Origin of the sequence: Methanococcoides orientis, assembly GCF_021184045.1 — an archaeon.
Taxonomy (GTDB): domain Archaea; phylum Halobacteriota; class Methanosarcinia; order Methanosarcinales; family Methanosarcinaceae; genus Methanococcoides; species Methanococcoides orientis.
Genome location: NZ_CP073710.1, coordinates 134,066 through 157,345 on the forward strand (window position 1 = coordinate 134,066; position 23,280 = coordinate 157,345).

Below are 23,280 nucleotides of genomic sequence, written 5' to 3' on the forward strand. Positions count from 1 at the left end.
CGCAAGAGGTGACAATAGTATGAGACAACCAACTGTTGCAGGCCAGTTCTATCCGTTAAGTCCGAAGACCCTTAAAAAAGAGGTTTCCAAGTGTTTTAATGGCATTGAGGAAACTCCTCGCGATGTTATCGGGGCAGTAGTTCCTCATGCAGGATATATTTATTCAGGGTCAGTTGCAGCAAATGTTTATGCGAGCTTACCTAAAGCTGATACGTACATATTTTTTGGACCGAATCATACGGGTTATGGGTCTCCTGTGGCGATGTCACAGGATACGTGGAAGACTCCACTTGGGGAGATCGAAACCGATAAGGATATTGGCAAGCTTCTTGCAGGTTCCATTATCGATATGGATGAGATTGCCCACAGGTACGAGCATTCCATAGAAGTGCAGATACCTTTCCTTCAGCACAGGTTCGGGAATGATTTCAAGATCCTTCCTATATGTATGGGTTTACAGGATGAGGAAACTGCTGTGGAAGTCGGTCAGGAAGTTGCACGTGCAGCCAAAGAGTCTGGGAAGAAAGTCGTTTTCATCGCATCAAGTGATATGTCGCATTATGTCCCTGTAGAGCATGCTGAACGTGTAGATCATTACCTGATAGAAGCCATTCTGGATATGGATATACCTGAACTCTATCGCAGAAGATCTGAGGAGAACATCTCGGCCTGTGGATATGGTCCGATCTCAGCAATGTTGAGCGCTGCAAAGGAATACGGTGCAAAGTGCGTCAAATTGATCAAATACGCCACAAGCGGAGAGGTTTCAGGCGATCCTATGGTTGTAGGATATGCTGGCATAATTGTGGAATGATATTCTGTACAAAGGGGCTTTTTAAGATGATCACATGTTCCGCACCGGGGAAAGTCTATCTTTTCGGTGAACATGCCGTAGTTTACGGTGAACCCGCTATCTGCTGTGCAGTGGATATACGCACACGTGTAAGTGTTGCACCTGCAGATTCCATTACTATTAGTTCAAGCCTCGGTACTACAGATATTGATTTTAAAACCCATCCTTATGTTTCAGCTGTTGTAGAGCGTTTCCAGAATATGTCCTCTCTTGAAGGTGTAAGCATCAGCATCGAGTCTGAGATACCTGTTGGTTCCGGACTTGGATCGTCTGCTGCTGTTACTATAGCAACAATAAAAGCATTGGATGCTTTGCTTGGCACTGGCCTCGAGCTTGATGATATTGCACGAATGGGACATGAGGTCGAGCAGAGTATACAGGGTGCTGCAAGTCAGACGGATACATATGTATGCACCATGGGTGGAGTTGTCATGATCCCCCAACGCAAAGGGCTTGATCTTATTGATTGTGCTATTGTTATCGGTAATACCAATATTTTCTCTTCGACAAAGGAGCTTGTAGCAAACGTTGCAGAGCTTAATGAGAAATTCCCTGATGTTATAGGTCCCGTTCTGTCATCCATCGGAAAGATGTCAGCTACGGGTGAGGAGCTTGTGAATGCAAAGGATTATATTTCCGTCGGCAAGCTTATGAATATTAATCAAGGGCTTCTGGATGCAATTGGCGTAGGCTGTTCTGAATTAAGTTCATTTACATATGCTGCCCGTAACAGTGGTGCATATGGTGCAAAGATTACCGGTGCAGGGGGCGGTGGTTGTATGGTGGCGATCGCTCCACATGAATGTGTGAGTGGGGTAGCTGCTGCCATTGCTTCTGCAGGCGGGGAAGTGGTTGTGACAAAAGCAACAGATATTGGTGTAAGGGTGGAATCCCAGTGAGTTCAACAAACGATATCACAATATTGAAAATTGGCGGGAGCGTCATCACCGACAAGAATTCGGAGGATGGTCTTGCCTGGGAAGAAGAGATAGTCCGCATTGCGCGTGAGATCTCAGGTTTTGAAGAAAAACTTATCATTGTTCATGGTGCCGGTTCATTTGGTCATCCTCAGGCGAAGAGGTATGCCCTTACCGAAAGGTTCCATGCAGAAGGTGCGGTTGTCACCCACAATGCTGTGAAATCTTTGAACAGGATCGTCGTGGATATTCTGGATGAAGAAGGTGTCAATGCGATCGCAGTGCACCCAATGGGTTGTACTGTTGCAAAGGGTGGCAGGATCTCAGAGATGTATCTGGGCAGCATTCTTTTGATGCTTGAAAAGGGTCTTGTACCTGTATTGCATGGTGATGTTGTAATGGATACTGAAAAAGGCGTATCTATCGTGTCAGGTGATCAGGTAATACCTTATCTTGCAACGACACTTGGTGCTTCCCGCATTGGTGTTGGAAGTGCTGCAAATGGTGTCCTTGACGATAAAGGCAACACTATTCCTGTGATCACTTCGGACAATTTTGAAGATATGAAGAGATATATTGGTGGTTCGGCAGGTACGGATGTGACCGGTGGCATGCTTGGGAAAGTGCTTGAGATGCTGGAGCTTGGAAAAACATCAAGTATAACTTCATATATATTCAATGCAACAGTTGCAGGTAATGTTTCGAGTTTTCTTAATGGCGAGAATATCGGAACTGCAATTAAAGATTCATAATATACGTTTACAGGTTTGATAAATTTGAGTACGTCCAGGAGAAAGATAGAACATCTTGAGCATTGTGCGCAGCGTCCGGTAGAGTCAAAGGATGTCACATCAGGATTCGATGATGTGATGCTCGTACACAGAGCACTGCCTCAGATCAATATGGATGAGATCGATCTTTCCACTGAATTCCTTGGAAGGGAGCTTAAGGCACCTTTTTTGATAGCATCCATTACCGGAGGTCATCCGGATACCAAGCCGGTAAATGCAGCACTTGCAGAAGCTGCTGAAGAAATGGGCGTTGGTATTGGTGTAGGCAGTCAGAGGGCTGCCATAGAGGATCCTGAACAAGAAGATTCGTTCAGTATTGTGCGTGATGTAGCTCCGAATGCATTTGTCTATGGGAATATCGGGGCAGCCCAGCTCAGGGAATACGATATAGAAGCCATTGAAAGGCTTGTGGAAATGCTGGATGCAGATGCAATGGCAGTTCATCTCAATTTCCTTCAGGAGGCTATACAGCCTGAAGGTGACAGGGATGCTACCGGTGTGCTTGAGGCTATAGAAGAAGTATGTTCATTGAAGGTCCCGATAATTGCAAAGGAAACAGGAGCAGGCATCTCCAAGGAAGACGCAGAACTGCTTAAAACTGCAGGGGTCAGTGCAATAGATGTCGGCGGAGTTGGTGGGACGAGTTGGTCCGGTGTAGAAGTCTATCGGGCAAGAGAAAGCGGTGATAAGATATTCGAGGATCTGGGCAATCTGTACTGGGATTTTGGTATCCCTACAGTTTCCAGTGTGCTTGAATGCAGAAGTTCCCTTCCTGTGATAGCCACTGGTGGTGTCAGAACAGGTCTTGATATTGCAAAATCCCTCTCTCTGGGAGCATACGCTGCAAGTGCAGCACTTCCTTTTGTAGCACCTGCACTGATCGGAAAGGATGCAGTAGTGGAAAGTTTGTCAGCCATGCTCAATGAACTGGGGGTAGCAATGTTCCTTTGTGGATGTGGAACTGTCAGTGAGCTTCGTACTGAGTCTAAGGCAGTGGTCACAGGCTGGACAAAGGAATACATTACACAGCGTGTTTTTGGCATAAACAAGCTCTAAATGAGATCGTATCTGGAAAAGATCGATCAACATTAAAAAATTCACATTCATTTTTTGGTCAAGGGACCAAAGGAATAATTTGTATTGAAAGTAACCGAAATTTATTGGAGGAAAATATGACAGATATTGGAATAATAGCAGTTGGCGGATATAATGAAATGGGCCGCAACATGACTGCTATAAGGGTTGACGAGGACATCATTATCGTAGATATGGGTCTGAGATTGGATAGGGTCCAGATCCATGAGGATGTGGAAATTGATAAGATGCATTCTCTTGAACTGATAGAGATGGGTGCTATACCTGATGATACTATTATGAAGCAGGTCAACGGCAACGTCGCTGCTATCGTTTGTACACACGGGCACCTTGATCACATTGGTGCAATCTCAAAGCTTGCACACAGGTACACTGCACCGATCATCGGTACTCCGTACACTGTAGCTCTTGTTAAGCAGCAGATCGAATCAGAACGCAAGTTCGGTGTAAAGAACAGGATAATCCCTGTTGAAGCAGGTGGTATCTACCAGGTCAATGATGATGTATCCATTGAGCTGATACGTGTTCAGCACAGTATAATCGACGCTGTATTCGTAGCAGTCCACACACCAGCAGGTGCTGTACTTTATGCTTGTGATTTCAAGCTTGACCGTACACCTACACTGGGTGAGCAGCCGGACTTTGACAGGCTCAGGGAACTTGGACAGGAAGGCGTTATCTGCATGATGGTAGAGAGTACCAATGCAAAACGTGCAGGAAAAACACCTTCTGAGAGGATCGCTCATGACATGGTCCGTGATGTACTTCTTGGTACAGAGGAATCTGATGTTGGAATGATCGTAACGACATTTGCTTCCCATATATCCCGTATTAACTCGATCATCCAGTTCGCTGAAGAGATGGGCCGTATTCCTGTATTAATGGGTCGTTCCATGGACAAGTATGTAGTAACTGCAAAGAACATGGGATACATTGATTTCCCTGATAATGTAGAGATCTACGGTAAGAGGAAGGACATCGATAAGGCGTTCAAGAAGATCATGAAAGAAGGGAAGGAAAAATACCTGCCTATTGTAACTGGTCATCAGGGTGAACCTGGTGCTATTCTTTCACGAGTTGCAAAGGGTGATACTCCTTATGAAATTGAGTCCGGTGACCGTATCATCTTCTCTGCAAACGTGATCCCAAGTCCAATGACGCAGGCAAACCGCTATGCACTGGAAACCAAGATCCGAATGAGGGGTGGACGTATCTATGATAACGTGCACGTTTCAGGACACGCTTATCGTGAGGACCACTGGGAACTTCTGAGGTTGATCAATCCGGAACACGTTATCCCTGCTCACGGTACTATCGAGATGCACAGTGCTTATATTGAGATGGCAGAAGATGCCGGATACGTTCTGGGCGATACTGTACACCTGTTGAGAAATGGTGAAGAACTATATATTGAAGAATGATCATTTGAATTATAACATGGTCGTGATTAGTATGGATCTTATGGATGAAATAAAAAAGCGAAGTGTGCATGTTGATACAGGGATCGAGGAGCTTCTTCCGATCGCACATCCTGAAGAGCTTTACAAAGCATCAAGATACTTACCGGATGCAGGTGGTAAACGCCTCCGTCCTACAGTCCTTATGCTTGCAACTGAAGCTGTGGGTGGAGATCCCATGTCAGTTATTCCGGCAGCAGTGGCTGTGGAACTGGTTCACAATTTCACCCTTGTTCATGACGATATAATGGACAATGATGATATCAGGCGTGGAATGCCTTCTGTTCATGTAAAGTGGAGCAGTGAGGGTGCTATTCTTGCAGGAGATACTCTCTATTCCAAAGCTTTTGAGATCATCTCATCTATGGAGAAGGATCCTGCACGCATACTGAAGTGCGTTGCTCTTCTTTCAAAGACCTGTACTGAAATATGTGAAGGTCAGTGGATGGACATTGATTTCGAGACTCGTGATTCTGTTTCAGAAGAAGAGTATCTTGAGATGGTGGAGAAGAAGACTTCTGTGCTCTATGGTGCAGTGGCAAAGGTCGGTGCTCTGCTTGGCGGAGCTTCCGATGAGGTTGCAGATGCACTTTATGAGTTTGGTCGTCTTGTGGGTATCAGTTTCCAGATACAGGATGATGTCATCGACATGGTGACCCCAGAGGAGATACTAGGTAAGGTCCGTGGAAGTGACCTGATAGAAGGTAAGAGGACACTTATCGCTATTCACGCTCTAAACAATGGCGTTGAACTTGACATATTCGGAAAAGGCGGAACTGCTACTTCAGAACAGATCGATGAGGCAGTTGCCATACTTGAAAAGTCAGGTTCTATTGGCTATGCACAGGAACTTTCTGCATCTTACCTTGAAAATGGTAAGAAGATGCTTGATATTCTTGAAGACTCTGAAGCAAAGGACCTTCTGCTTGCTATCGCAGACTACATGGTAACCAGGAACTATTGATCCTTTCGTTTCGTTCATTCGTTGTTTCGTTTCCCTTTCCATAGTAAAGGGGAACATTTCTTCTTTTTCTATATTTTTATTTTTGATAATTATTACGTTTTTCTTAATTTCATTCTTGTTTTTCAAATCTTGTTAATTCCACTTACTTTCATCTTCTCTAGTTCCATCTATCTAAGAAGGTTTTTAAGTATTTGTGATAATGTTGTCTTGGGGAATTCTAATGCTCAAAGAGGCAATGTTCTATGAAAAGCTGGATGAGGGGAAAGTGAGATGCAATCTTTGCAATCACAGGTGCAGGATATCTTCTGGTAAAAGTGGTATCTGCGGCGTAAGGGAGAATCGGGATGGTACTCTTTATTCTCTCATATACAACACAGTTTCCAGTGAGGCAGTTGATCCCATAGAGAAGAAACCACTGTTCCACTTTAAACCAGGTTCAAAGGCATATTCCCTGGGTACCATTGGATGTAATTTCAGATGCAAGCACTGTCAGAACTGGACTATTTCCCAGGTCAGGCTTGACGAGGCCGTATCCGTGGAGATAACTCCTGAGGAAGCAGTAAACAGGGCAATTGCCACAGGGTCCGCTTCCATTGCCTGGACCTATAACGAACCGACCATCTGGTATGAGTACACTTATGATTCTGCAAAGCTGGCAAAGGAGGCCGGACTTGGGACAGTATATGTGACCAACGGCTACATAACTCCGGAAGCACTACGACACATTTCTCCTTACCTTGATGCTTTCAGGGTGGACATCAAAGCCTTTACGGAAGAGTTCTACAAGGAAACTGTGGGTGCCAAACTTGCACCTGTGCTGGAGTCCGCAAAACTGGCAAGAGAACTTGGAATGCATGTGGAGGTTATTAATCTTATCATCCCGACGCTGAATGATTCAGAGGATGAGCTGCGGCAACTATCTGCATGGGTGTATGAAAATCTGGGTGCCAACACTCCTATACACTTTACCCGTTTCCAGCCTCATTATAAGATGAAGCACCTGCCGCCTACACCGGTGGAAACGCTTGAGATGGCTCACGGCATTGCGTTGGATGAAGGCCTGAAGTATGTTTACATTGGAAACGTATTCGGGCACCAGTATGAAAGCACATTCTGTCCTTCCTGTGGTGAATTGCTGATAGGGCGCGGACTCTTCGATGTAAGCGAGTATAATATTACTCCGGAGCACAAGTGCCGCAATTGTGGAGAACCTATTGACATTTATGGTGAGTACGGCGGGCTTTGAAGGCCACTTTGAGGCGGTAATTTGGATGGAAATTGTTGAAAATTGCTGATTTTCCTGCTTGTTGCCAGCCTTTTTGCCGCTTCGAACAAAAGGTTTAAATTCCAGAACTGCATTAGGAGGAATCGTGCGTTGAAGCGCGATCAAGTGCCGCTATAACTCAGTTGGTAGAGTGTCTGACTGTTAATCAGAATGTCACAGGTTCGAGCCCTGTTGGCGGCGTATTTTACTTGCTTTTTCTGAGGGCCTATAGCTTAGTCAGGTTAGAGCGCCCGGCTCATAACCGGGCGATCACCGGTTCAAATCCGGTTAGGCCCATCTCAACTTCTTTTTAATAAAGTTCTATCTATTTTCAATTAAGTTAAACTATCTCTTTTAGATCTTAAAAATAAGAAATAGCAAGAAACAAGATAAAAAAGAGGCGTTTTTGTTTTAAGGTTCCACCTTATATTTCCTGCCTTCTTCTGTTGGGTGATAGATTATCCAGTTACCACTTTTCTCACGGCGGATAAGTCCATTGTCCACAAGAATTGAAAGATGGTAGGAGAGTTTTGAATCGGGCATATTAGTGATATCCTTGATTAGGCAGACGCACAGGGGCTGCACCAGCACAAGGTTGAGTATCTTCAGGCGGATGGAGGATGATAGGGCATGATGGATGCCACTTTGCCTGGCGATCTTGTCATCATCTGCGATCCTCAATGCAATACCTTCAGTTCCCCCAAGTAGCTTCACTTCATTTTCGATCGGTTCAGGAATTATCATTTAATGCACCCATTGAAATAGTATTGAGTAAACGCTGTTATTATTATATGTCCATTAATGGTATCGGGAGTGAAATATCTTTTGTAGCGTAAGGTCATTTCGTGTACTTCGATTCCAGCATTTTTGTGATGGCAGATGGTCCGTCAAGTTCATTGGAGAGGTCATGTAGTTCCCTGCTTTTTTCAATTAACTTTCCTTTATATGTGATCTCTTGTATGTATTCAAGGAGCTGTTCGGGAGATATGGAATAGTCCAGCTTTCTTCCACAGCCATCCTCTTCCAGTGCAGTGGCGTTATTCTCCTGCTCGTTGTGTTCGATGTCCGGGAATGATAGCATGGGGATACCAAATGAAAGTGCTTCCATCATCGTACTGTGGCCCCCGGGTGCAATTACAAGGTCGGAACTTTTTATGTATGGGAACTGGTCTTCAATGAACCTGAGTATGGTCACGTTCTCTGGCAGGTCATTGAAGTCATCGGGATTGATACTTGGACCGGACAGGAGGGTATAACTGATCGTAGTATCCATTCTTGCTGTTTCGATAACCTTTCGAAATATAGGTTCACGATATCCGAAACCACCAACTGTGGAAAGTATATGCGGCCTGGCAAGGTCTGCTTCGGTCACTTCTTCATACTTTTTCCCGACGAGGGGTCCGCTGTAGAACACAGCGTCTTCCATTTCATCTTCAATATCAAGGTTCAGGCGACAGATGGTATCCGGCATGGGATAATCCGGGATGATGATGCCGTCAACCTTCCTGAATATCGCATTATAGAATCTCTTTGTAATCCTGCCAATGACTTTCATGAACTTTCCCTTATTGTAGAAGAATTCCTCCATGTTGGACTGGTTTATTATGAGGTGTACAGGGATCTTTTTGAACATAGCAGCAAGGGTTGCAGTGTAATAACTGTCTGACACAACTACCTGTGGTTTGAATTCTTTCAGTTGGCTGCTGACCCTCATGATCCCGAGCAATTGATCACTTTTGATGGTGGCAATGACCGATCTTTTAATGTCCAGGCTCCCGGCATTGCCCACAAGCTGAATTTCGGGGGGAATCTCTATTGTTTTCAGTCCTTTCTTTTCAATAAGTTCCCTGGAATATCCATAGGCACCAATTATTACTTCGTGGCCCGATGCCTGCATTTGTTGAGCAAGTGGAATGCAGCGGCTGGTATGGCCAAGACCTTCACCGCAAACAAAGAGCATTATCTTCATTGTGATATCCTTTCCTTAACGAATTTTCATTTCAGTCTCTCGATTTATATCCTCATAGTGATATATATATTATTAAAACAATTTGTCCAACAATACCTGAAAATAATGGAATTAGTAGATTATCGTCTAATTTGTATGTCAGGGTCTCAACGATCGTGGCTGCTGAAGCCATTATTATGGCTACTACCCAATTTGAAAGGAAGAAGTATCCAATAGCAAGGTTTACGAGGTATTCAGAAATAACACCCTCCCATGCCCTGTCTGGAAGAGATCTGATCCACCTCTTACCGTAACTTATTCCTATCAGGGCTGCTGCACTATCACCAAAAGTTGTCATTAGTATTGCTGCAGATGCAACTTCTTTTGAGAAAATGCTTATGGCGATTATACTTCCGATCAAAAAATATATGTTCCCACTTAGTTTGTCTTTTTCCTTTGATCGATAAAGTTTCCAGACAATTGGGATCTTTAATTCTTTTTCTACTCGGAAATATTCTATAACCAGGAAACAGCAAAGGACCAGTGTCAAAAAATTAAGTGTGAAACTTTTTCCAAAATAATAGTATAAAATAACAATAAACAAAGATACAAAGTGTATGCTTTTTCTGAAAAATTCTTTGAAAAAAATAGAGTTTTGGATATGTGATAACATTTTAACTTCCTCTGGCCCCAGTCTCATCTCGATTTAATTAGTTTTCATCCTGCAGGCACTCTTCATTCTTCGATCTTTTTCAGGACACCATATTTTAAATATTTTTCATGTACTATATATTTCTTTATGAGAATAGATTAAAATGTATTTAAAATCGATTGAATCTTTTTTTTATCCTGGATGAATTAGGTAGCATCATATTCCCTGTTTATATGTCTGATCAATGCAGTCGATACAAAATCAAATCAATTATATGGGACTAGAGATATATTCAGTAACAATATTTTAACTGGAATGCACGTTAGTTACAGGAATGATATATGTGAACAATCTAAGGAAATGGCTGTCAGTTTCGCTTCTCATAAGTGCTATTTCCATTGTTCTTGTTATGTTCTACACAGTAGATCCAAAAACACCGGAACTTATCCATGATATAAGACCGGAGTTCCTTCTGACTGCCGCATTTCTTCACTTGAGTTCCTTCATGTTCTGGGGGTTGCGGACAAAGACAATGTGCAATTCACTAGGTTTCAGGGTGGGTTTGTCAAGGTCTATTGAGATCGTTACTTCAAGCACTTTTCTTGCATCCGTCACTCCATCATCAATTGGCGGAGAACCTTTGAGAATTCATCTGCTCAACCAGGATAGTGTGCCTGTTGGAAATGCCACTGCAGTTGTACTTGGTGAGAGGTTACTTGACGGTATACTGATCATGATGGCAGCTCCAGTTGCTTTGCACCTGTTCCGCAGGGTAATATCAACTTCCGGTCTGGACATGGTAATAATGGCTGGAGAAATAGCTCTGATACTTGTGTTCATAATGGTCATATATGCGGTCTGGCACCCTCATCATACAAGGAAAGCCCTTAACTTCATGCTTCATCGGATCGCAGGATTCCTGGGTAAAGGAAACGACCCCCGTCTAGAAAGGATCATGGGTAAAATGGATATGGTCATCGAGGATTTCCATTACAGCATGGCCTTCTTTGTGACAAAAGGCCGTAGAGGACTGTTATTTGGTAGTATTTATACCATCCTCTTCTGGCTAGTTGAATTTGCCATGGTCCCGGTGATCCTCATGGGATTGAACCAGCCTCCTTCTATCATTATCTCATTTGCTGCACAGGTCCTGCTAATGATCCTTTTGGTCATCCCGGTCACTCCGGGTTCAAGTGGTGTGGCCGAGCTTGGTGCAACTTCCCTGTTCTCGGTGTTCGTTCCCGCCTACATGGTTGGTATAGTTGTCGTTGCATGGCGTGTTTTCACACTTTACATGAATCTCATTGTAGGTGGCTTTGTAAGTTTCAAAATACTCAAGGATGCAGATTATATTCGCAACCTCATGAAATGATGTCCTCGAATATTTAGAATTCTTAAATGTGTTTAAATAAATATTTAAACAAATAGGTGAACTGGAATATCTGAATTACCAATAACCGGAACCGATATTTGAATTAATGAACAATACCTATGCGAGTAATAGAATGTTTCCAATAATAGCCGTTGACATATCAGGCCGTCACAGGATAAATCAAGGTTACTACATGGTCTGTGCTGCTGTTGCAGTTAATGTCTCTGCAAGTCATATTGAATCAGTTTCCCAGATCGCCGTAAAACCGTTTCTGGTATCTTCAGCACCAGATATTGCAGATGTTGTCAGTATTATCGAAACAACTGTTGCGGAGATAAATTACCCTGGTACCATTATATTGGAACATGGGGACCTGTACAATCAGCCGGAATGGCTTTCGCAGAGAATGTTCTCGCGTGAGTTCAAATATCAGGAATCTCTAAGCGAAAGGCTGGCAATAGAATTTGCACACCATGTTTCCCTTAGTTCCAGAAATCTTCTTATGAAGGAATTGGGTATCGATTGATTAATCTGTTTATCACTTCTCGATAAATCTCAGATAATGTATCCGCATGATCCAATCCAGGGTTGTATTATGAAAAGAACCATTGTTGTCCAACGAAATGATCCGAATGCTGATACTGCTGCAAATGAGCGGAAGCTGGCAGAACTTAAGGAGCTGGCACATGCTGCTGATTATGTGGTCGTTGGTTCATTGGTGCAATCACGCTATCCTGACAGGAAGTATCAGATAGGTCGTGGTAAGGTAGATGAACTCGCAGAGCTTGTAGAGGCTCTTGAAGCTGAGAAAGTAATTTTTAACAACCAGCTATCAACTACACAGATCTATAATATTTCCGAGACCTGCAAATGTGAAGTAATGGACAGGTTCCAGCTTATCCTTGAGATATTTGCTGCAAGGGCTACCACAAGACGTGCAAAACTGCAGGTAGAGCTTGCGAAGTTGCAATATGAGCTTCCCAAGGCGAAGGCCATTGTTTCATTGCTGAAGAAAGAGGAACGTCCGGGTTTTATGGGTCTTGGTGGTTATGAGGATTCTTATGAGCAGGATATTAAGAAAAGGATCGTGAGGATCAGGACTGAACTTCTGCATTCATCCAAAGGGAGCGAGTTACTTCGCACTTTCAGGCATGAAAGGGGATTTTCCCTTGTAGCTCTGGCAGGTTATACGAATGCGGGCAAAAGCACCCTTTTCCAGTCACTTGTGGAGGAAGGGACAATAGTTGAGGATATGCTCTTTACGACACTATCTCCTACAACACGCTCTCTCACGATCAATCAAAGAAAAATGCTTCTGACCGATACTGTGGGATTTATAGAAGACCTCCCGCACTGGATGGTGGATGCTTTCAGGTCAACGCTTGATGAGATCTTCCTGGCTGATATCATTCTTCTTGTGGTGGATATGAGTGATCCTGTGGACGTCATAAGGCAAAAACTGGTAGTCAGCCATGATATCTTCTGGAAAAGAACAGAGGGTGCTGTGATAGTTACTGCCCTCAACAAGACTGATCTGATTCCTGATGAAGATCTGCAGAAAAAACTGGAAGTGATCAGTTACCTTGCTCCTGCTCCGGTCATGATATCTGCAAGATCTGGAGAAGGGCTTGGCGAACTTAAACAGCTTCTATATGAAAACCTGCCTAAATGGGAACATTGCATGATATCCGTCCCGATGTCCGAAGAGGGGATGTCCATGGTATCATGGCTTTATGATGAAGGCATTGTGCACACTATCGAGTACGGGGATTCCATTCTCATGGAAATAGAAGCAAGGGATGAGATAATTCAAAAAGTAAAGCCATTCGCCATTTCTTATTAATAATATTAACATTTGATTAATATTTGTTCGTATATATGCGAAAAGTTTATATGCAAAAAAGTCGTTTGTATAATTGCGAACGGGATTCTCCATACATCCCCTAAGTACTACACCACAAATCCCCTATGTAATCGACTTGATTCGCCCCGTTCGCTTTTTAGTCCTCCTATTTTCTTTTTTTGACCAATTATGCAGGGCATTCTTCAAAAACTTTATAACCGGAGAGAACAGCATTCTCTATATGCGTATTGATCTTCATGTCCACTCCTGTTTTTCAAAAGATAGCAATGCTGATATAGATTCTATTCTTGAATTTGCAAAAAAAAATGGTCTTGACGGTGTTGCAATATGTGATCATGATACCCGGGAGGGAGGTCTTGCCTGTGCCAGAAGAGCAAGAGAGTTAGGTTCTGATATCATCGTTATCCCTGGCATTGAGGTCACCTCTTCTAAAGGACACATTCTCGTGCTTGATCCTGATGGGGACATCGAATCAGGTATGACTCCTGAGAAGACCATCGAACGTGCAAGAGAGCTTGGAGGAGTTGTGATAATACCTCATCCTTTTAAGATAACATCTCATGGCATCGGGTATGTTGAAGGTCTTGATGCTGATGCTGTGGAGGTCCTTAATTCCAGGTGTGTGACCGGTGGGGCCAATAACAAGGCAAAAAGGGTTACAAAAGAGCTTGGTTTCCCGCAGGTGGGGGGAAGTGATTCACACGAAGCGAAGATGGTTGGTTGTTCCTATACTGAGGTAGATGCTTCGGACAGGAATGTAGAATCCGTACTTCATGCCATACGTGAAGGCAATGTCACTTTCGGAGGTCGCAGAACTCCTGCTTCCTATGTTGTCAAACAAATGATGGTTGGTAAAATAAAAAAAGCGAAGCTTGCCTTAGGAATTCGAACCGGATAATTTGAGATACAATTGTGATCATTATCAGAGCTCTTACTATCCCTTATCCCAACATAAAATTATATGCCAGCCAATTATTCCTGAATATATTCCTCATTGAACATCTTTAATACCAAAAGGAATGTTGAGATCAATAGTGGTCCTACTACGATACCTATGATCCCGAAGAGATAGATGCCAACAAATATTCCCAGCAGGGATACAAATGGGTGCATTGCTCCTACTTTTTTCTGAATTAAAGGCCTGAGGACATTATCGATATTGCTGATAATAATGCCTACTACAAGTATTGCAATACCTGCAACATAGTTCTTCAATGCAAGTTGGATGATGGCTGCAGGGATCCAAACAAGGGGGGCACCGACCACTGGCAAAAATGACAGTATCGCAGTGACAGTTCCCCAGAGTGTTGCTCCTTGTATTCCCATTGCATAGAAGGTCAGGCCAATGAGAGTTCCCTGGAGGAGTGCTATTAGAAGTGTGGCAATGAGGGTGGACTGTATGACGTTCTTGAGCTCTTTTAGGATTATCTCCGTGTTCCTATTATTGAATGGAACAAATTCCTTGAGCTTATCATCAAACCCTGTGTTAGTGGACGTGAACAGGTAGTATAGTAAAAAGAACATGATGGTGAGGGAGATGATCTGACCGCTGATGTTCTGCAGTGCTGATAAGATGTACTTGCTAGTGTATGAACCTACCGTGGATGCGATGTTCACCACTTTTTCCTGGATGTCCAGGTCAGGTGCAATCTCATTCAGGTAGTTTATGTTCTCTGTGATGTCAACATAGCTAATGTTGGTGGCAATGCTGCTGATGACAATTTCGAGCTCTCCTACGATAGAAACGAACAGGAAATAAAGTGGTATGAGTACCAGTATTATTGACATCATCATCACGGAAAGTGCAGATGCATCCTTGCGTAGTTTAAATCGCTCTGTAAGAAGGCAATATACTGGTTTGAATATTACATAAAGGATGAAAGCTCCCAGAAAAGCATTAATGTAGGGTAGCAGTGCGTAGCTTAGCACGATCGCAAGTATGATTATACATAGGAGTGCTAAAACCATCTTTACAGATCGTTCCTTTCTCATCACAATTCATCCGATCTGATTATATTTATAGTGTTCGAATAAAATGAAAATGGAACTAAGGGAATAAAAAGATCTCCAGATCAAATCGGGAGTATAATTGTGAATGTTGTGCCAACTTCTTCCTCACTTTCCACAAAGATCTCTCCCATATGTGCTTCAACGATCTTCTTACAAATGTGCAATCCTACGCCAATACCGCCATATTTTCTTCGGGTCGATCCATCTACCTGATAGAAACTGCTGAATATATTGGGTAAAAGTTCCTTTGGGATGCCGATACCTGTGTCTTTTATCTTTATCTCTAAAGTATCATCGTAGGTTGAGGCAGAAAATATGATCTTTCCTTTAGAAGGTGTAAACTTTATTGCATTATCCAGAAGGTGAGTAAACATCCTTTCCAGATGTTCGATATCTCCCAGGATGGCAGGAAGGGTTTTCGGAACATGATTTTCAATTGTCAGTTCCTTCTTTTCTACATATAATGCCCGATCTTCAATTATGTCTTCAATAAGTCTTGCAGGATAAAGTGGTATTATATTATACTTTATGTTCTGGTTGCGTTCTCCACTTACGTATAGGAGAGAGTCGATCAGATGTCGAAGCCTCTCTGAATTCCTGAGAACCGCATCCAGTGCATTTTTTTGGGAATCATTTACCGTACCCAGCTTATCTTCTATTAATAGTTCGCAGAAACCTTTTATGGATATAAGTGGCGTCCTGAGCTCATAATTAAGATTTGTCAGGAACTGGTCCTTTATATTATCGAGTAGCTTAAGTTCCGTGTTCGCCTCTTCCATTGCTTTTTCTGTAAGCTTTCTCTCTGTGATATCATCGCCGGAACTGATGGTTCCCACGATGTTCATTTCATCGTCCCGAAGTACTACGTCGTGCCAGAGTATCCATTTTTCATCTTTATTTTTGGTAATGATAGGTTTTTCCGAGAATACCGGAGGTTCAATGGTACCATTAATAACTCCTATATACCCTTTCTTTATGTCATCTCTGATGTATTCCGGGACGAAAACATCGAACCAGTTCTTTCCCATGACCTCATCTTTTGAGTAACCAAGAACATCACAGGCTTTCTGGTTCACAAGAGTAACTCTGAAGTTCCTGTCAACAACTCCGATGATCGAACCTGCGACATCAATATATCTTTGTACCTGGTCCCTTTCTTTGACAAGCTCTTCATGGAGATGGTGCATTCGAAGAATTGAACGTACTCTCGTAGTAAGTTCCAGTTCATCAACAGGTTCTATAAGGATTTCATCAGCATTATCCTTAATAATATCTGTCCTTTCTTCATTTTCGAGAAGGGAAGTAACCATTATTACAGGCAATAGCTTGTTTTGCAGTTTTTTCTTTATTTTCTTGCATATATCATGCCCTTCCATGTCGGGCAGGTTGTTACCAAGAAGTATAAGTTCGGGATTTTCTTTTTCTACTAGTTCAAGGGCTTCATTGCCTTTGGTAGCCCTTATTATGTCGTAGTCGGCTGAAAGGACAAGAGCCAAGCTTTCAACATCAGGATCATTTGCTTCTACAACAAGGATCTTTGATCTCTTGTTTTCGTTATGTTCCCTGGTACTTGTCTTCATTAATGCTCCTGTAGGTTTCCATCAATTGGATTGTATTACAGTAAATAAAAATGTATAATAAGGTTATGGTAGCTCTTTTGGTTTGAATGAACGATAATCTGAAGATTTTGATAAATGGAATACATATTACTTGAGAAGTCCTATGTTCTCTTTCTTGATCACGTGATCATAGTTCTTGTATCCGAGGATGTCTGCTATCACATTCGTTTGTTTTCCTTTGATGGCTTCAAGTTCTTCGGATGTGTAGTCTGTGATACCTTTTCCAAATACTTCTCCATCACATTCCAGTTTTACGATGTCACCTCTGTCAAAGCTGCCAATGACCTCTACAACGCCGGATGGGAGCAGACTCATACTGTTAGTGAGGGCATCTTTTGCTCCATGATCGACTATGATGGTTCCGGATGCTTTCCCAAGTATTATCCATCGTATCCTGTTCTTGTGAACGTACTGGTTTGCAAGGAAGAGTGTTCCGATAGTTTCTCCGGCAAGTATTCTGCTAATGCCATTATTCACATTGCTATTGGCAATTACCATGTAGCAGCCGGCCATATTGCAGATCTTTGCAGCTGCTATTTTAGTACGCATGCCTCCAACACCTTTCATGCTGGTAGGGCTTCCGCCATAGCTTTCGATGGTAGGTGTGATCTCTTCCACGGTATTCAGTAGTACTGCATCATCATGTCTTTTTGGGTTCTTATTGAACAGGCCGTCGATATCGGTCAGCAGTATCAACAGGTCAGCTTCGGTCTTACTTGCAACCATTGCTGAAAGTTTGTCGTTATCGCCAAGTGTTGCTTCGATCTCATGAACGCAGATCGGATCATTCTCATTGATGATCGGGATAACGCCGTAGCTTAAAAGTGTGGAAATACTGTTCCTCAGGTTCAGGTACGTTAATCTGTTAGTGAAAGAATCGTATGTCAGGAGTATCTGTGCCACGTTTAGGTCATGTTTGTGGAAAGCTTCCATCCAGTGCTGCATCAATACACCCTGCCCGACAGCTGCAGCTGCCTGGCGCACGGGTATCTCCTTTGGGCGGCAGTTCAGGTTCAGGATCTCTATGCCAATTCCAATTGAACCGGAACTGACCAGTATTACCTGCTTCCCTGCATTATGCAGCTCAGATACCTGTGCTGCAACTTTTTCCATAAATTCAGTATTAAGGCTTCCATCTTCCTTGCTGATCGAAGTTGTACCTAACTTGATGACTATTTTCTTAGCATCACCCAGTATCTGTTGCCTGTTGATCAAAGCGGACACCTTTTTGTTATTATCAGTTGTTCAAAGCATTAGATAGTTTTTTATCGATCACTCTGTGGGTAAATGGCTTTGGCTCATCTCCTGCATAATCGGAAACCTTGTCCCCATTACCCAACAATACATATTTGTAAATGACAAGTCCTTCCATTCCCACCGGCCCACGTGAATGTATCTTGTTAGTGCTAATGCCGACCTCTGCACCTTTGCCATAGCGGAACCCATCTGCAAACCTGGTGGATGCATTCACCATAACACTTGATGAATCCACAAGATCGATGAACTGCTTTCGCTTTGCTGCATCTTCTGTGATGATCGCATCTGTGTGGTGTGATCCATAGCGGTTGATATGGTTTATCGCCTGTTCAATGGTATCAACGAGTTTTACTGAAAGGATCAGTTCATTGTATTCTGTTTTCCAGTCTTCATCGGTTGCCCTTTTGATGTTCTTCAGGCCAAGGTTTTCTGCAATGGCGTATGACTCCTCATCAAAACGAAGTTCAACGTCTGCTTCATCATACCTTTTCATCATTTCGGGCATGAAGTCCTCCGCGATCTCTTTGTTTATGAGCAGTGTTTCCATGGCGTTGCATACTGCAGGGTACTGTACTTTTGAGTCGAAGCATACATCATATGCTTTGTACATATCAGCACTTGTGTCCACATAGACGTGACATATCCCATCTGCATGACCGAGTACCGATATCTTTGTATTGTCCTGTATATATTTCACGAATTCGTTAGAACCACGTGGGATCAGGAGGTCAATATAGTCATCAAGTGCGAGGAGGTTCATGACCTCTTCTCTTGTTTCCATGAGCTGGAATGCACCTTTTGGTATTCCTTCGATGTTCTCCATTGCCTTGACGAGTATGTCGAATATTGTACGGTTAGAGTTCAATGCTTCACTACCACCTTTGAATATGGTGGCGTTTCCACTTTTGAGGCAAAGTGACATGATCTGCGGAACAACATCCGGGCGTGACTCGAAAATAACTCCTATAAGTCCGATAGGGCAACTCACCTGATAAAGGTCCAGGCCAGTATCAAGCTCAAGTGTTTTCATTGTTTTTCCGGAAGGGTCTTCAAGTTTTATAACATCGTGAATTCCGCTGATCATTCCGTCGATCTTCGAATTGCTGACCTTAAGGCGATCTACAAGTGCCTGTGAGAGTTTACCTTCAGCCTTCATTCTCCCGGCTTCTTCGAGGTCAGCGCTGTTTGCTTCTATTATTCTATCGCGGTTTTCGTCAAGTGCGCTGGCCATGGCTTCAAGAGCTCTGTCCTTTGTTTGAGTGTCTACACTTGCAAGTGTAATGGATGCCATTTTTGCTTCCATTACTTTCTTTTCTATCTCTGTAACCATGAACTGATCCCCTTGTAAAAAGATAATATCGTAATTTGTTCGAAGTTTTGTTTCTCCGCTACGGTTTGAATGCTTTTGATGATGATTACTTTACTGATATAATTATCGATTTACCTGCTTTCTTTTCATATTTGTGTTATTCTGAATATGTTGATGGTAAAACGATTTCCATTAAACAAAGCTTTCGCTCATGGAAAAATGTTATGCCAAATTAAAAAAGAGGACTATATGTTCGGATCAAAAAAGATAGAAAAAAGCAGGCAAAGCCTGCCTTTTCAAATTTGTGTTTATTTTGCTGGGATGATAAGTGATCTCTCACCAGCTGGCTCGAACTCTCTGATTGCGCCTCTTCCAAACTCTTTCCTTGGTGCGGTAAAGTCGAATGGGAGAAGGTCATCTGCGAAGCAGACCTTGATCAGTGGGTTGACTGCCCATGCATCTCCACGTCCAGCGTGTGCTGCTGAAGCGATTGCGGTGTAACCACCCTGGTGACCTACGTTCATTGCGTAGTTAGGGTAGTTTGGACCACGGAGCTCAACAGGCAGACCTTCGTCGGACTGGAAGGAGAATACGTTTGTAGCACCACACTGGTCCTGCAGGTCGTATCCGAAGAAACCAAGACGTCCGTGTGCTTCCTTGTGCAGGTACATTGAAAGGTACCATGCGGAAAGACCAGCGTTTCCGTTTCCGGTTGCGAGTGATGTTGCACTACCTGCTGCTGCGGAGAGTACTGTTGCTCTCTGGGAACCACCGAAGTGGTCTTCGAGTGCTGTTGGGTACTTCTCGTAGTTCTCGAGACCATAGATTGTGGACTCTGTTGCGATGTCCTTGACAACCTCCATTGTTGCCTTGACCTTGTTGTCGGTACCCTTGGTTGCTGCACCATCGTACTTGTCGTTGATGTAGTCAACGTTGTAGTACAGGTTGTCGTCAAGGATGTTGTTGGTGTATGCAGCGGTTGCATACTGTGTGAATCCGACACCACCAGACATGTAGGAACCGAGCCAGATCTGATCGTAGAGCATGCATGCTCCACCGACTACCTCGAGAGCTACGTGTGCTGGGTCTTCTGCGTCAACACGGCTTGTCTGGATGATATCAGACATGTGACCGAAGGAAATTCCACCAGGCTCGTTTGGACCACGTGCACGTCTTGCTGGAAGCATATCTCCCATGGAGATTACACCAGCGTGCTTTGCTGCGTATGAAAGGTCAGCTACTGCTGCTTCACCAGCACACATGTTGTATGCTGCGATGAAGGACATACCGACCTGCATTGCCATCCACCTTGAGGTCTGTGCACCATCTGTTGTTCTGCTAACAACGGTTGGGATGTGTGCTGCCTGCCAGGTTGTCTTTCCGATAGCTTCTTTGAGTGCTTCTGCCTGGTCTTCAGGGAACTGCTTGTTGATGTCGATGAGGAACTGGCTGTCAATCTCATCTGCAAGTTCATCGTCACCGGTGAAGATCTTACAGTAACAGTCATCTACAAGAGCTGGGTGTGTTTCGACCATGTGCTCCTGAACAACTGCTCCACCAGGGAGTGCGTGGTTGAGCACTTCAAGGTAGTGGTTGATTGTTTCTGGTGTGACTTCGATACCGAGACGCTTCTCGAGTGTCTCGTGAGCCATGTCCATACCGACGATTGTGGTTCTTCTGATGTCATCCCACATCTGCTGCATTGCAGCGTTGTTGACGTAGTGAAGATCATCGGTCTCTACCATGATGTCAGTACCGGAAATGAAGGATGGGGTGATTGCTCTCTGACCGAGTGGGATACCACCACAGTGCATCATTGGGTTGTAACCAACGAGTCCTCTAGCTGCAGCCATGTCCTGGCCAGCTTTCTTCATCTCGACTTTTCTTGGGTTCTGGTCAACACCAAGACGGTAGTATGTCACTTTCTTGTCAGTGATCTCTCCGCCTTCCATCTTGTTGTCGCCGTGTTCTTTTGTGAATTTGACTTCTAATTCTTTCTGGAACAGTCTCTTTCTATCATCTGCCATTTTTCTCACCTCGCTTACTCTGGCTTGAATCCATATGCGGTTCTCTTCTCAAACACTGTGTGGACCCATTCGATGACCTCTGCGTCATCTCTGAATGCAACATTGTCTACACGGTAGAATGTGGTTCTCTTGGCAGCCTCTTCCTCGGACATTGGCTTTCCGAAGTCGACCTTCTTGTCGATTGCCCTTCCTACCTGGTCCTTGTGCATGATTACTACGCCATTCTCAAGGCGGCATCTGTCAAGCATGTCGAACATGATTCCATCTTCTGGGAGACGGAGTGAGTGACCGTGAACAGTTGCGCCACGAAGGCTTGCAAGTGCTGGGCATGTCATTTCTGTCTCGAGCTGGAACTTTGCGATTTCTTCCATGTCTCTTTCACGAGCTTCAACGACCTGACGACCGGAAAGTGTACCTGGGTCGACACCTCTGTAGTTGATTGCTGCTGCGTAGGACCTGAAGTATGGTGTTGATGGTGCGTTGTACATTGAGTCGACGAACTGAACGTACCTTACCCTGTCACCAGCTTTTGCGCCTGGTGTTGGTTCGACCATTTCTCTGACTGAGCATTCTGGTTCACCCATCTCAGCGAGTGGTGGGTGTGTGCTTGGGTAGTCGCTACCTGGTGCACGGTGTCCGAGTACTAATGTAAGATCGTCGTCAGAGACTTCCCTGAGCTTTTCGACCTTTCCGGACATGTGCTTTCTTCTGTTTTCTGCAACGGATGTTGCACCTGGATAATATTGTGCTTCGTATGCCATATTATACACTCCTTAGTTATCAATAGATCTCATTGTGTTCTTTACGGATTTCACGAGTTCGTTCAACTTATCTCTTGAACATGATTCTCCTCTTGTGACTCCTGACACAATATCCATAACTTTTCCTTTTGTTAGGGTCTCGTTATTTTTAGGCTTCACAAATTTGGTCTTAATTCCTCCCCTGGCAAAATCCTCGAAGTCGATCTTTGTCTGACAGACGATTATTGCCGGGACCTCTGCATCCTTTAGAATTTCCCTTACTTTTTTTACCACATGGTCTCGTATGTTACCTGTATGGATAACTGCCAGTTTATGCCTTGATATCTGCGCAATTTCTTCAGGTGTTATCCCGAATGCGCCTGATCTCATTGGTGTATCAGGTATGCCTGATCCTGAGTTCAATACCAGAACACTGACCTGTATATCCTCCCTGCGCATGCCGTATGTGAGTTCACATATCGGTTTTGTGATGTGACGTCTGCCGGGACTCATTGCTACTGTGATGACATCAGGGCGTCCGGTCTCGGAAAGAGTGCCGCGTTGTGCGAGCCCTCCACCGCGTCCCAGGCCCATTCCATGCCTGCAGTCTACAACTTGTGTTTCCCGGTCAAACATTTACATCATTCCGCTGGATTTAAGGAACAAATACGATTACCCACTTTGCCTTTTGGATCTGCCAGTCCGAGGACTGTCGGATCTGCTCCAGGACCACGTTTTGCATAGTCGGAGACGGTCTGCTTGGTTGGTAGGAAAAGTCCTTCTCTGAACTCGAGTCCCATCGGAAGTATTCGCTCACAAACTTCCCTGATGTTGTTTCTTATATCTGAGTTGAGGACTTCCAGCCGTATGCGGCCAACGATCACAGCCAAGCTAATGTCTGTTTCACCGATACTGATCGTATCACTGAACTTGTGGTTGACATCCTGTCCTGTCGCAGGACCGTATGGTACGGTCACTGGAAGCCTTGGGCCCTGTACGAATGCCCTTGTGATGCCTTTTATTTTGCTCAGTTCAACGAGTAGTTCCTGTGCGGTTCCCGGGCTGAGTAACCTTCGTGGAAATATCTCGATCTGTATGAGGTTCTCTGTGTTTGATGCAGAATCGACCATTATTGATTACC

At 43.8% G+C, this 23,280-nt stretch carries 22 protein-coding genes and 2 tRNA genes; 13 read left to right on the forward strand and 11 right to left on the reverse strand.

Annotated features, from left to right (window positions below; translation table 11 throughout):
- Positions 1-19 precede the first annotated feature (19 nt).
- From J7W08_RS00730 to J7W08_RS00770, 9 genes are all read left to right on the forward strand, one after another.
- Positions 20-814, forward strand: coding sequence for an MEMO1 family protein (locus J7W08_RS00730; RefSeq protein ID WP_233084801.1), 795 nt, complete (start codon positions 20-22; stop codon positions 812-814).
- Between the two features lie 26 nt (positions 815-840).
- Complete coding sequence (locus J7W08_RS00735; protein WP_233084802.1) at positions 841-1,752, forward strand: mevalonate kinase; 912 nt, start codon at positions 841-843, stop codon at positions 1,750-1,752.
- Entirely contained in the window at positions 1,749-2,522 is a 774-nt protein-coding gene (locus tag J7W08_RS00740) for an isopentenyl phosphate kinase (protein WP_233084803.1), read from the forward strand. Before J7W08_RS00735 ends, J7W08_RS00740 begins: the two co-directional genes overlap by 4 nt.
- A gap of 15 nt (positions 2,523-2,537) precedes the next feature.
- Positions 2,538-3,617, forward strand: a complete 1,080-nt coding sequence (gene fni / locus J7W08_RS00745) for a type 2 isopentenyl-diphosphate Delta-isomerase (protein ID WP_233084804.1) — start codon at positions 2,538-2,540, stop codon at positions 3,615-3,617.
- A 116-nt stretch (positions 3,618-3,733) separates the two neighbouring features.
- Entirely contained in the window at positions 3,734-5,077 is a 1,344-nt protein-coding gene (locus tag J7W08_RS00750) for an RNase J family beta-CASP ribonuclease (protein ID WP_233084805.1), read from the forward strand.
- A gap of 31 nt (positions 5,078-5,108) precedes the next feature.
- Positions 5,109-6,077, forward strand: a complete 969-nt coding sequence (locus tag J7W08_RS00755) for a polyprenyl synthetase family protein (RefSeq protein WP_233085709.1) — start codon at positions 5,109-5,111, stop codon at positions 6,075-6,077.
- A gap of 220 nt (positions 6,078-6,297) precedes the next feature.
- On the forward strand, positions 6,298-7,323 hold the full coding sequence (amrS, locus tag J7W08_RS00760) for an AmmeMemoRadiSam system radical SAM enzyme (RefSeq protein ID WP_233084806.1): 1,026 nt from the start codon (positions 6,298-6,300) through the stop codon (positions 7,321-7,323).
- A 146-nt stretch (positions 7,324-7,469) separates the two neighbouring features.
- Positions 7,470-7,542, forward strand: a tRNA-Asn gene (locus J7W08_RS00765).
- A gap of 21 nt (positions 7,543-7,563) precedes the next feature.
- Positions 7,564-7,638: transfer RNA gene (locus tag J7W08_RS00770), tRNA-Ile, on the forward strand.
- A 114-nt stretch (positions 7,639-7,752) separates the two neighbouring features.
- On the opposite strand, the gene J7W08_RS00775 is transcribed toward J7W08_RS00770, so the two are convergent.
- From J7W08_RS00775 to J7W08_RS00785, 3 genes are all read right to left on the reverse strand, one after another.
- Positions 7,753-8,085 carry an ArsR/SmtB family transcription factor gene (locus tag J7W08_RS00775; RefSeq protein WP_048193221.1) on the reverse strand — a complete coding sequence of 111 codons (333 nt, stop codon included), beginning with the start codon at positions 8,083-8,085 and terminating at the stop codon, positions 7,753-7,755.
- Between the two features lie 94 nt (positions 8,086-8,179).
- The gene (locus tag J7W08_RS00780; protein WP_233084807.1) at positions 8,180-9,310 is read right to left on the reverse strand and encodes a UDP-N-acetylglucosamine--N-acetylmuramyl-(pentapeptide) pyrophosphoryl-undecaprenol N-acetylglucosamine transferase; all 1,131 of its coding nucleotides are present in this window, start codon (positions 9,308-9,310) and stop codon (positions 8,180-8,182) included.
- A gap of 52 nt (positions 9,311-9,362) precedes the next feature.
- Entirely contained in the window at positions 9,363-9,989 is a 627-nt protein-coding gene (locus J7W08_RS00785) for a diacylglycerol/polyprenol kinase family protein (RefSeq protein ID WP_233084808.1), read from the reverse strand.
- Between the two features lie 286 nt (positions 9,990-10,275).
- Between J7W08_RS00785 and J7W08_RS00790 the strand changes: the two genes are divergently transcribed.
- From J7W08_RS00790 to J7W08_RS00805, 4 genes are all read left to right on the forward strand, one after another.
- On the forward strand, positions 10,276-11,313 hold the full coding sequence (locus J7W08_RS00790) for a lysylphosphatidylglycerol synthase transmembrane domain-containing protein (RefSeq protein WP_233084809.1): 1,038 nt from the start codon (positions 10,276-10,278) through the stop codon (positions 11,311-11,313).
- Positions 11,314-11,446: 133 nt separating this feature from the next.
- Positions 11,447-11,839 carry a DUF2209 domain-containing protein gene (locus tag J7W08_RS00795; RefSeq protein ID WP_233084810.1) on the forward strand — a complete coding sequence of 131 codons (393 nt, stop codon included), beginning with the start codon at positions 11,447-11,449 and terminating at the stop codon, positions 11,837-11,839.
- Positions 11,840-11,908: 69 nt separating this feature from the next.
- The gene (hflX, locus tag J7W08_RS00800; RefSeq protein WP_233084811.1) at positions 11,909-13,156 is read left to right on the forward strand and encodes a GTPase HflX; all 1,248 of its coding nucleotides are present in this window, start codon (positions 11,909-11,911) and stop codon (positions 13,154-13,156) included.
- Between the two features lie 241 nt (positions 13,157-13,397).
- Positions 13,398-14,075: a CehA/McbA family metallohydrolase gene (locus J7W08_RS00805; RefSeq protein ID WP_233084812.1), complete on the forward strand. Its 678-nt coding sequence runs from the start codon at positions 13,398-13,400 to the stop codon at positions 14,073-14,075.
- Between the two features lie 74 nt (positions 14,076-14,149).
- Here J7W08_RS00805 and J7W08_RS00810 read toward each other — a convergent pair whose 3' ends face one another.
- From J7W08_RS00810 to mcrD, 8 genes are all read right to left on the reverse strand, one after another.
- The gene (locus J7W08_RS00810) at positions 14,150-15,169 is read right to left on the reverse strand and encodes an AI-2E family transporter (protein ID WP_233084813.1); all 1,020 of its coding nucleotides are present in this window, start codon (positions 15,167-15,169) and stop codon (positions 14,150-14,152) included.
- Positions 15,170-15,249: 80 nt separating this feature from the next.
- Positions 15,250-16,767: a sensor histidine kinase gene (locus tag J7W08_RS00815; protein ID WP_233084814.1), complete on the reverse strand. Its 1,518-nt coding sequence runs from the start codon at positions 16,765-16,767 to the stop codon at positions 15,250-15,252.
- A 126-nt stretch (positions 16,768-16,893) separates the two neighbouring features.
- Positions 16,894-18,021, reverse strand: a complete 1,128-nt coding sequence (gene proB, locus J7W08_RS00820) for a glutamate 5-kinase (protein ID WP_233084815.1) — start codon at positions 18,019-18,021, stop codon at positions 16,894-16,896.
- A 22-nt stretch (positions 18,022-18,043) separates the two neighbouring features.
- Positions 18,044-19,393 (reverse strand): glutamate-5-semialdehyde dehydrogenase, encoded by a 1,350-nt coding sequence (locus tag J7W08_RS00825; RefSeq protein WP_233084816.1) that lies wholly within the window; start codon positions 19,391-19,393, stop codon positions 18,044-18,046.
- Positions 19,394-19,680: 287 nt separating this feature from the next.
- The gene (gene mcrA, locus J7W08_RS00830; RefSeq protein WP_233084817.1) at positions 19,681-21,399 is read right to left on the reverse strand and encodes a coenzyme-B sulfoethylthiotransferase subunit alpha; all 1,719 of its coding nucleotides are present in this window, start codon (positions 21,397-21,399) and stop codon (positions 19,681-19,683) included.
- A gap of 14 nt (positions 21,400-21,413) precedes the next feature.
- The gene (mcrG, locus tag J7W08_RS00835; RefSeq protein ID WP_048193231.1) at positions 21,414-22,160 is read right to left on the reverse strand and encodes a coenzyme-B sulfoethylthiotransferase subunit gamma; all 747 of its coding nucleotides are present in this window, start codon (positions 22,158-22,160) and stop codon (positions 21,414-21,416) included.
- Between the two features lie 12 nt (positions 22,161-22,172).
- On the reverse strand, positions 22,173-22,775 hold the full coding sequence (gene mcrC / locus J7W08_RS00840) for a methyl-coenzyme M reductase I operon protein C (RefSeq protein WP_233084818.1): 603 nt from the start codon (positions 22,773-22,775) through the stop codon (positions 22,173-22,175).
- Positions 22,776-22,780: 5 nt separating this feature from the next.
- Positions 22,781-23,269: a methyl-coenzyme M reductase operon protein D gene (gene mcrD, locus J7W08_RS00845; RefSeq protein ID WP_233084819.1), complete on the reverse strand. Its 489-nt coding sequence runs from the start codon at positions 23,267-23,269 to the stop codon at positions 22,781-22,783.
- Positions 23,270-23,280: the final 11 nt, after the last annotated feature.

What these genes read in the sequence shown, in the direction of transcription:
- J7W08_RS00730 (WP_233084801.1), top strand. Translation starts at nt 20, where the DNA reads ATGAGACAACCAACTGTTGCAGGCCAGTTCTATCCGTTAAGTCCGAAG.
- J7W08_RS00735 (WP_233084802.1), top strand. Translation starts at nt 841, where the DNA reads ATGATCACATGTTCCGCACCGGGGAAAGTCTATCTTTTCGGTGAACAT.
- J7W08_RS00750 (WP_233084805.1), top strand. Translation starts at nt 3,734, where the DNA reads ATGACAGATATTGGAATAATAGCAGTTGGCGGATATAATGAAATGGGC.
- J7W08_RS00755 (WP_233085709.1), top strand. Translation starts at nt 5,109, where the DNA reads ATGGATCTTATGGATGAAATAAAAAAGCGAAGTGTGCATGTTGATACA.
- amrS (WP_233084806.1), top strand. Translation starts at nt 6,298, where the DNA reads ATGCTCAAAGAGGCAATGTTCTATGAAAAGCTGGATGAGGGGAAAGTG.
- J7W08_RS00775 (WP_048193221.1), bottom strand. Translation starts at nt 8,085, where the DNA reads ATGATAATTCCTGAACCGATCGAAAATGAAGTGAAGCTACTTGGGGGA.
- J7W08_RS00780 (WP_233084807.1), bottom strand. Translation starts at nt 9,310, where the DNA reads ATGAAGATAATGCTCTTTGTTTGCGGTGAAGGTCTTGGCCATACCAGC.
- J7W08_RS00785 (WP_233084808.1), bottom strand. Translation starts at nt 9,989, where the DNA reads ATGAGACTGGGGCCAGAGGAAGTTAAAATGTTATCACATATCCAAAAC.
- J7W08_RS00790 (WP_233084809.1), top strand. Translation starts at nt 10,276, where the DNA reads ATGATATATGTGAACAATCTAAGGAAATGGCTGTCAGTTTCGCTTCTC.
- J7W08_RS00795 (WP_233084810.1), top strand. Translation starts at nt 11,447, where the DNA reads ATGTTTCCAATAATAGCCGTTGACATATCAGGCCGTCACAGGATAAAT.
- hflX (WP_233084811.1), top strand. Translation starts at nt 11,909, where the DNA reads ATGAAAAGAACCATTGTTGTCCAACGAAATGATCCGAATGCTGATACT.
- J7W08_RS00805 (WP_233084812.1), top strand. Translation starts at nt 13,398, where the DNA reads ATGCGTATTGATCTTCATGTCCACTCCTGTTTTTCAAAAGATAGCAAT.
- J7W08_RS00810 (WP_233084813.1), bottom strand. Translation starts at nt 15,169, where the DNA reads ATGAGAAAGGAACGATCTGTAAAGATGGTTTTAGCACTCCTATGTATA.
- J7W08_RS00815 (WP_233084814.1), bottom strand. Translation starts at nt 16,767, where the DNA reads ATGAAGACAAGTACCAGGGAACATAACGAAAACAAGAGATCAAAGATC.
- J7W08_RS00825 (WP_233084816.1), bottom strand. Translation starts at nt 19,393, where the DNA reads ATGGTTACAGAGATAGAAAAGAAAGTAATGGAAGCAAAAATGGCATCC.
- mcrA (WP_233084817.1), bottom strand. Translation starts at nt 21,399, where the DNA reads ATGGCAGATGATAGAAAGAGACTGTTCCAGAAAGAATTAGAAGTCAAA.
- mcrG (WP_048193231.1), bottom strand. Translation starts at nt 22,160, where the DNA reads ATGGCATACGAAGCACAATATTATCCAGGTGCAACATCCGTTGCAGAA.
- mcrC (WP_233084818.1), bottom strand. Translation starts at nt 22,775, where the DNA reads ATGTTTGACCGGGAAACACAAGTTGTAGACTGCAGGCATGGAATGGGC.
- mcrD (WP_233084819.1), bottom strand. Translation starts at nt 23,269, where the DNA reads ATGGTCGATTCTGCATCAAACACAGAGAACCTCATACAGATCGAGATA.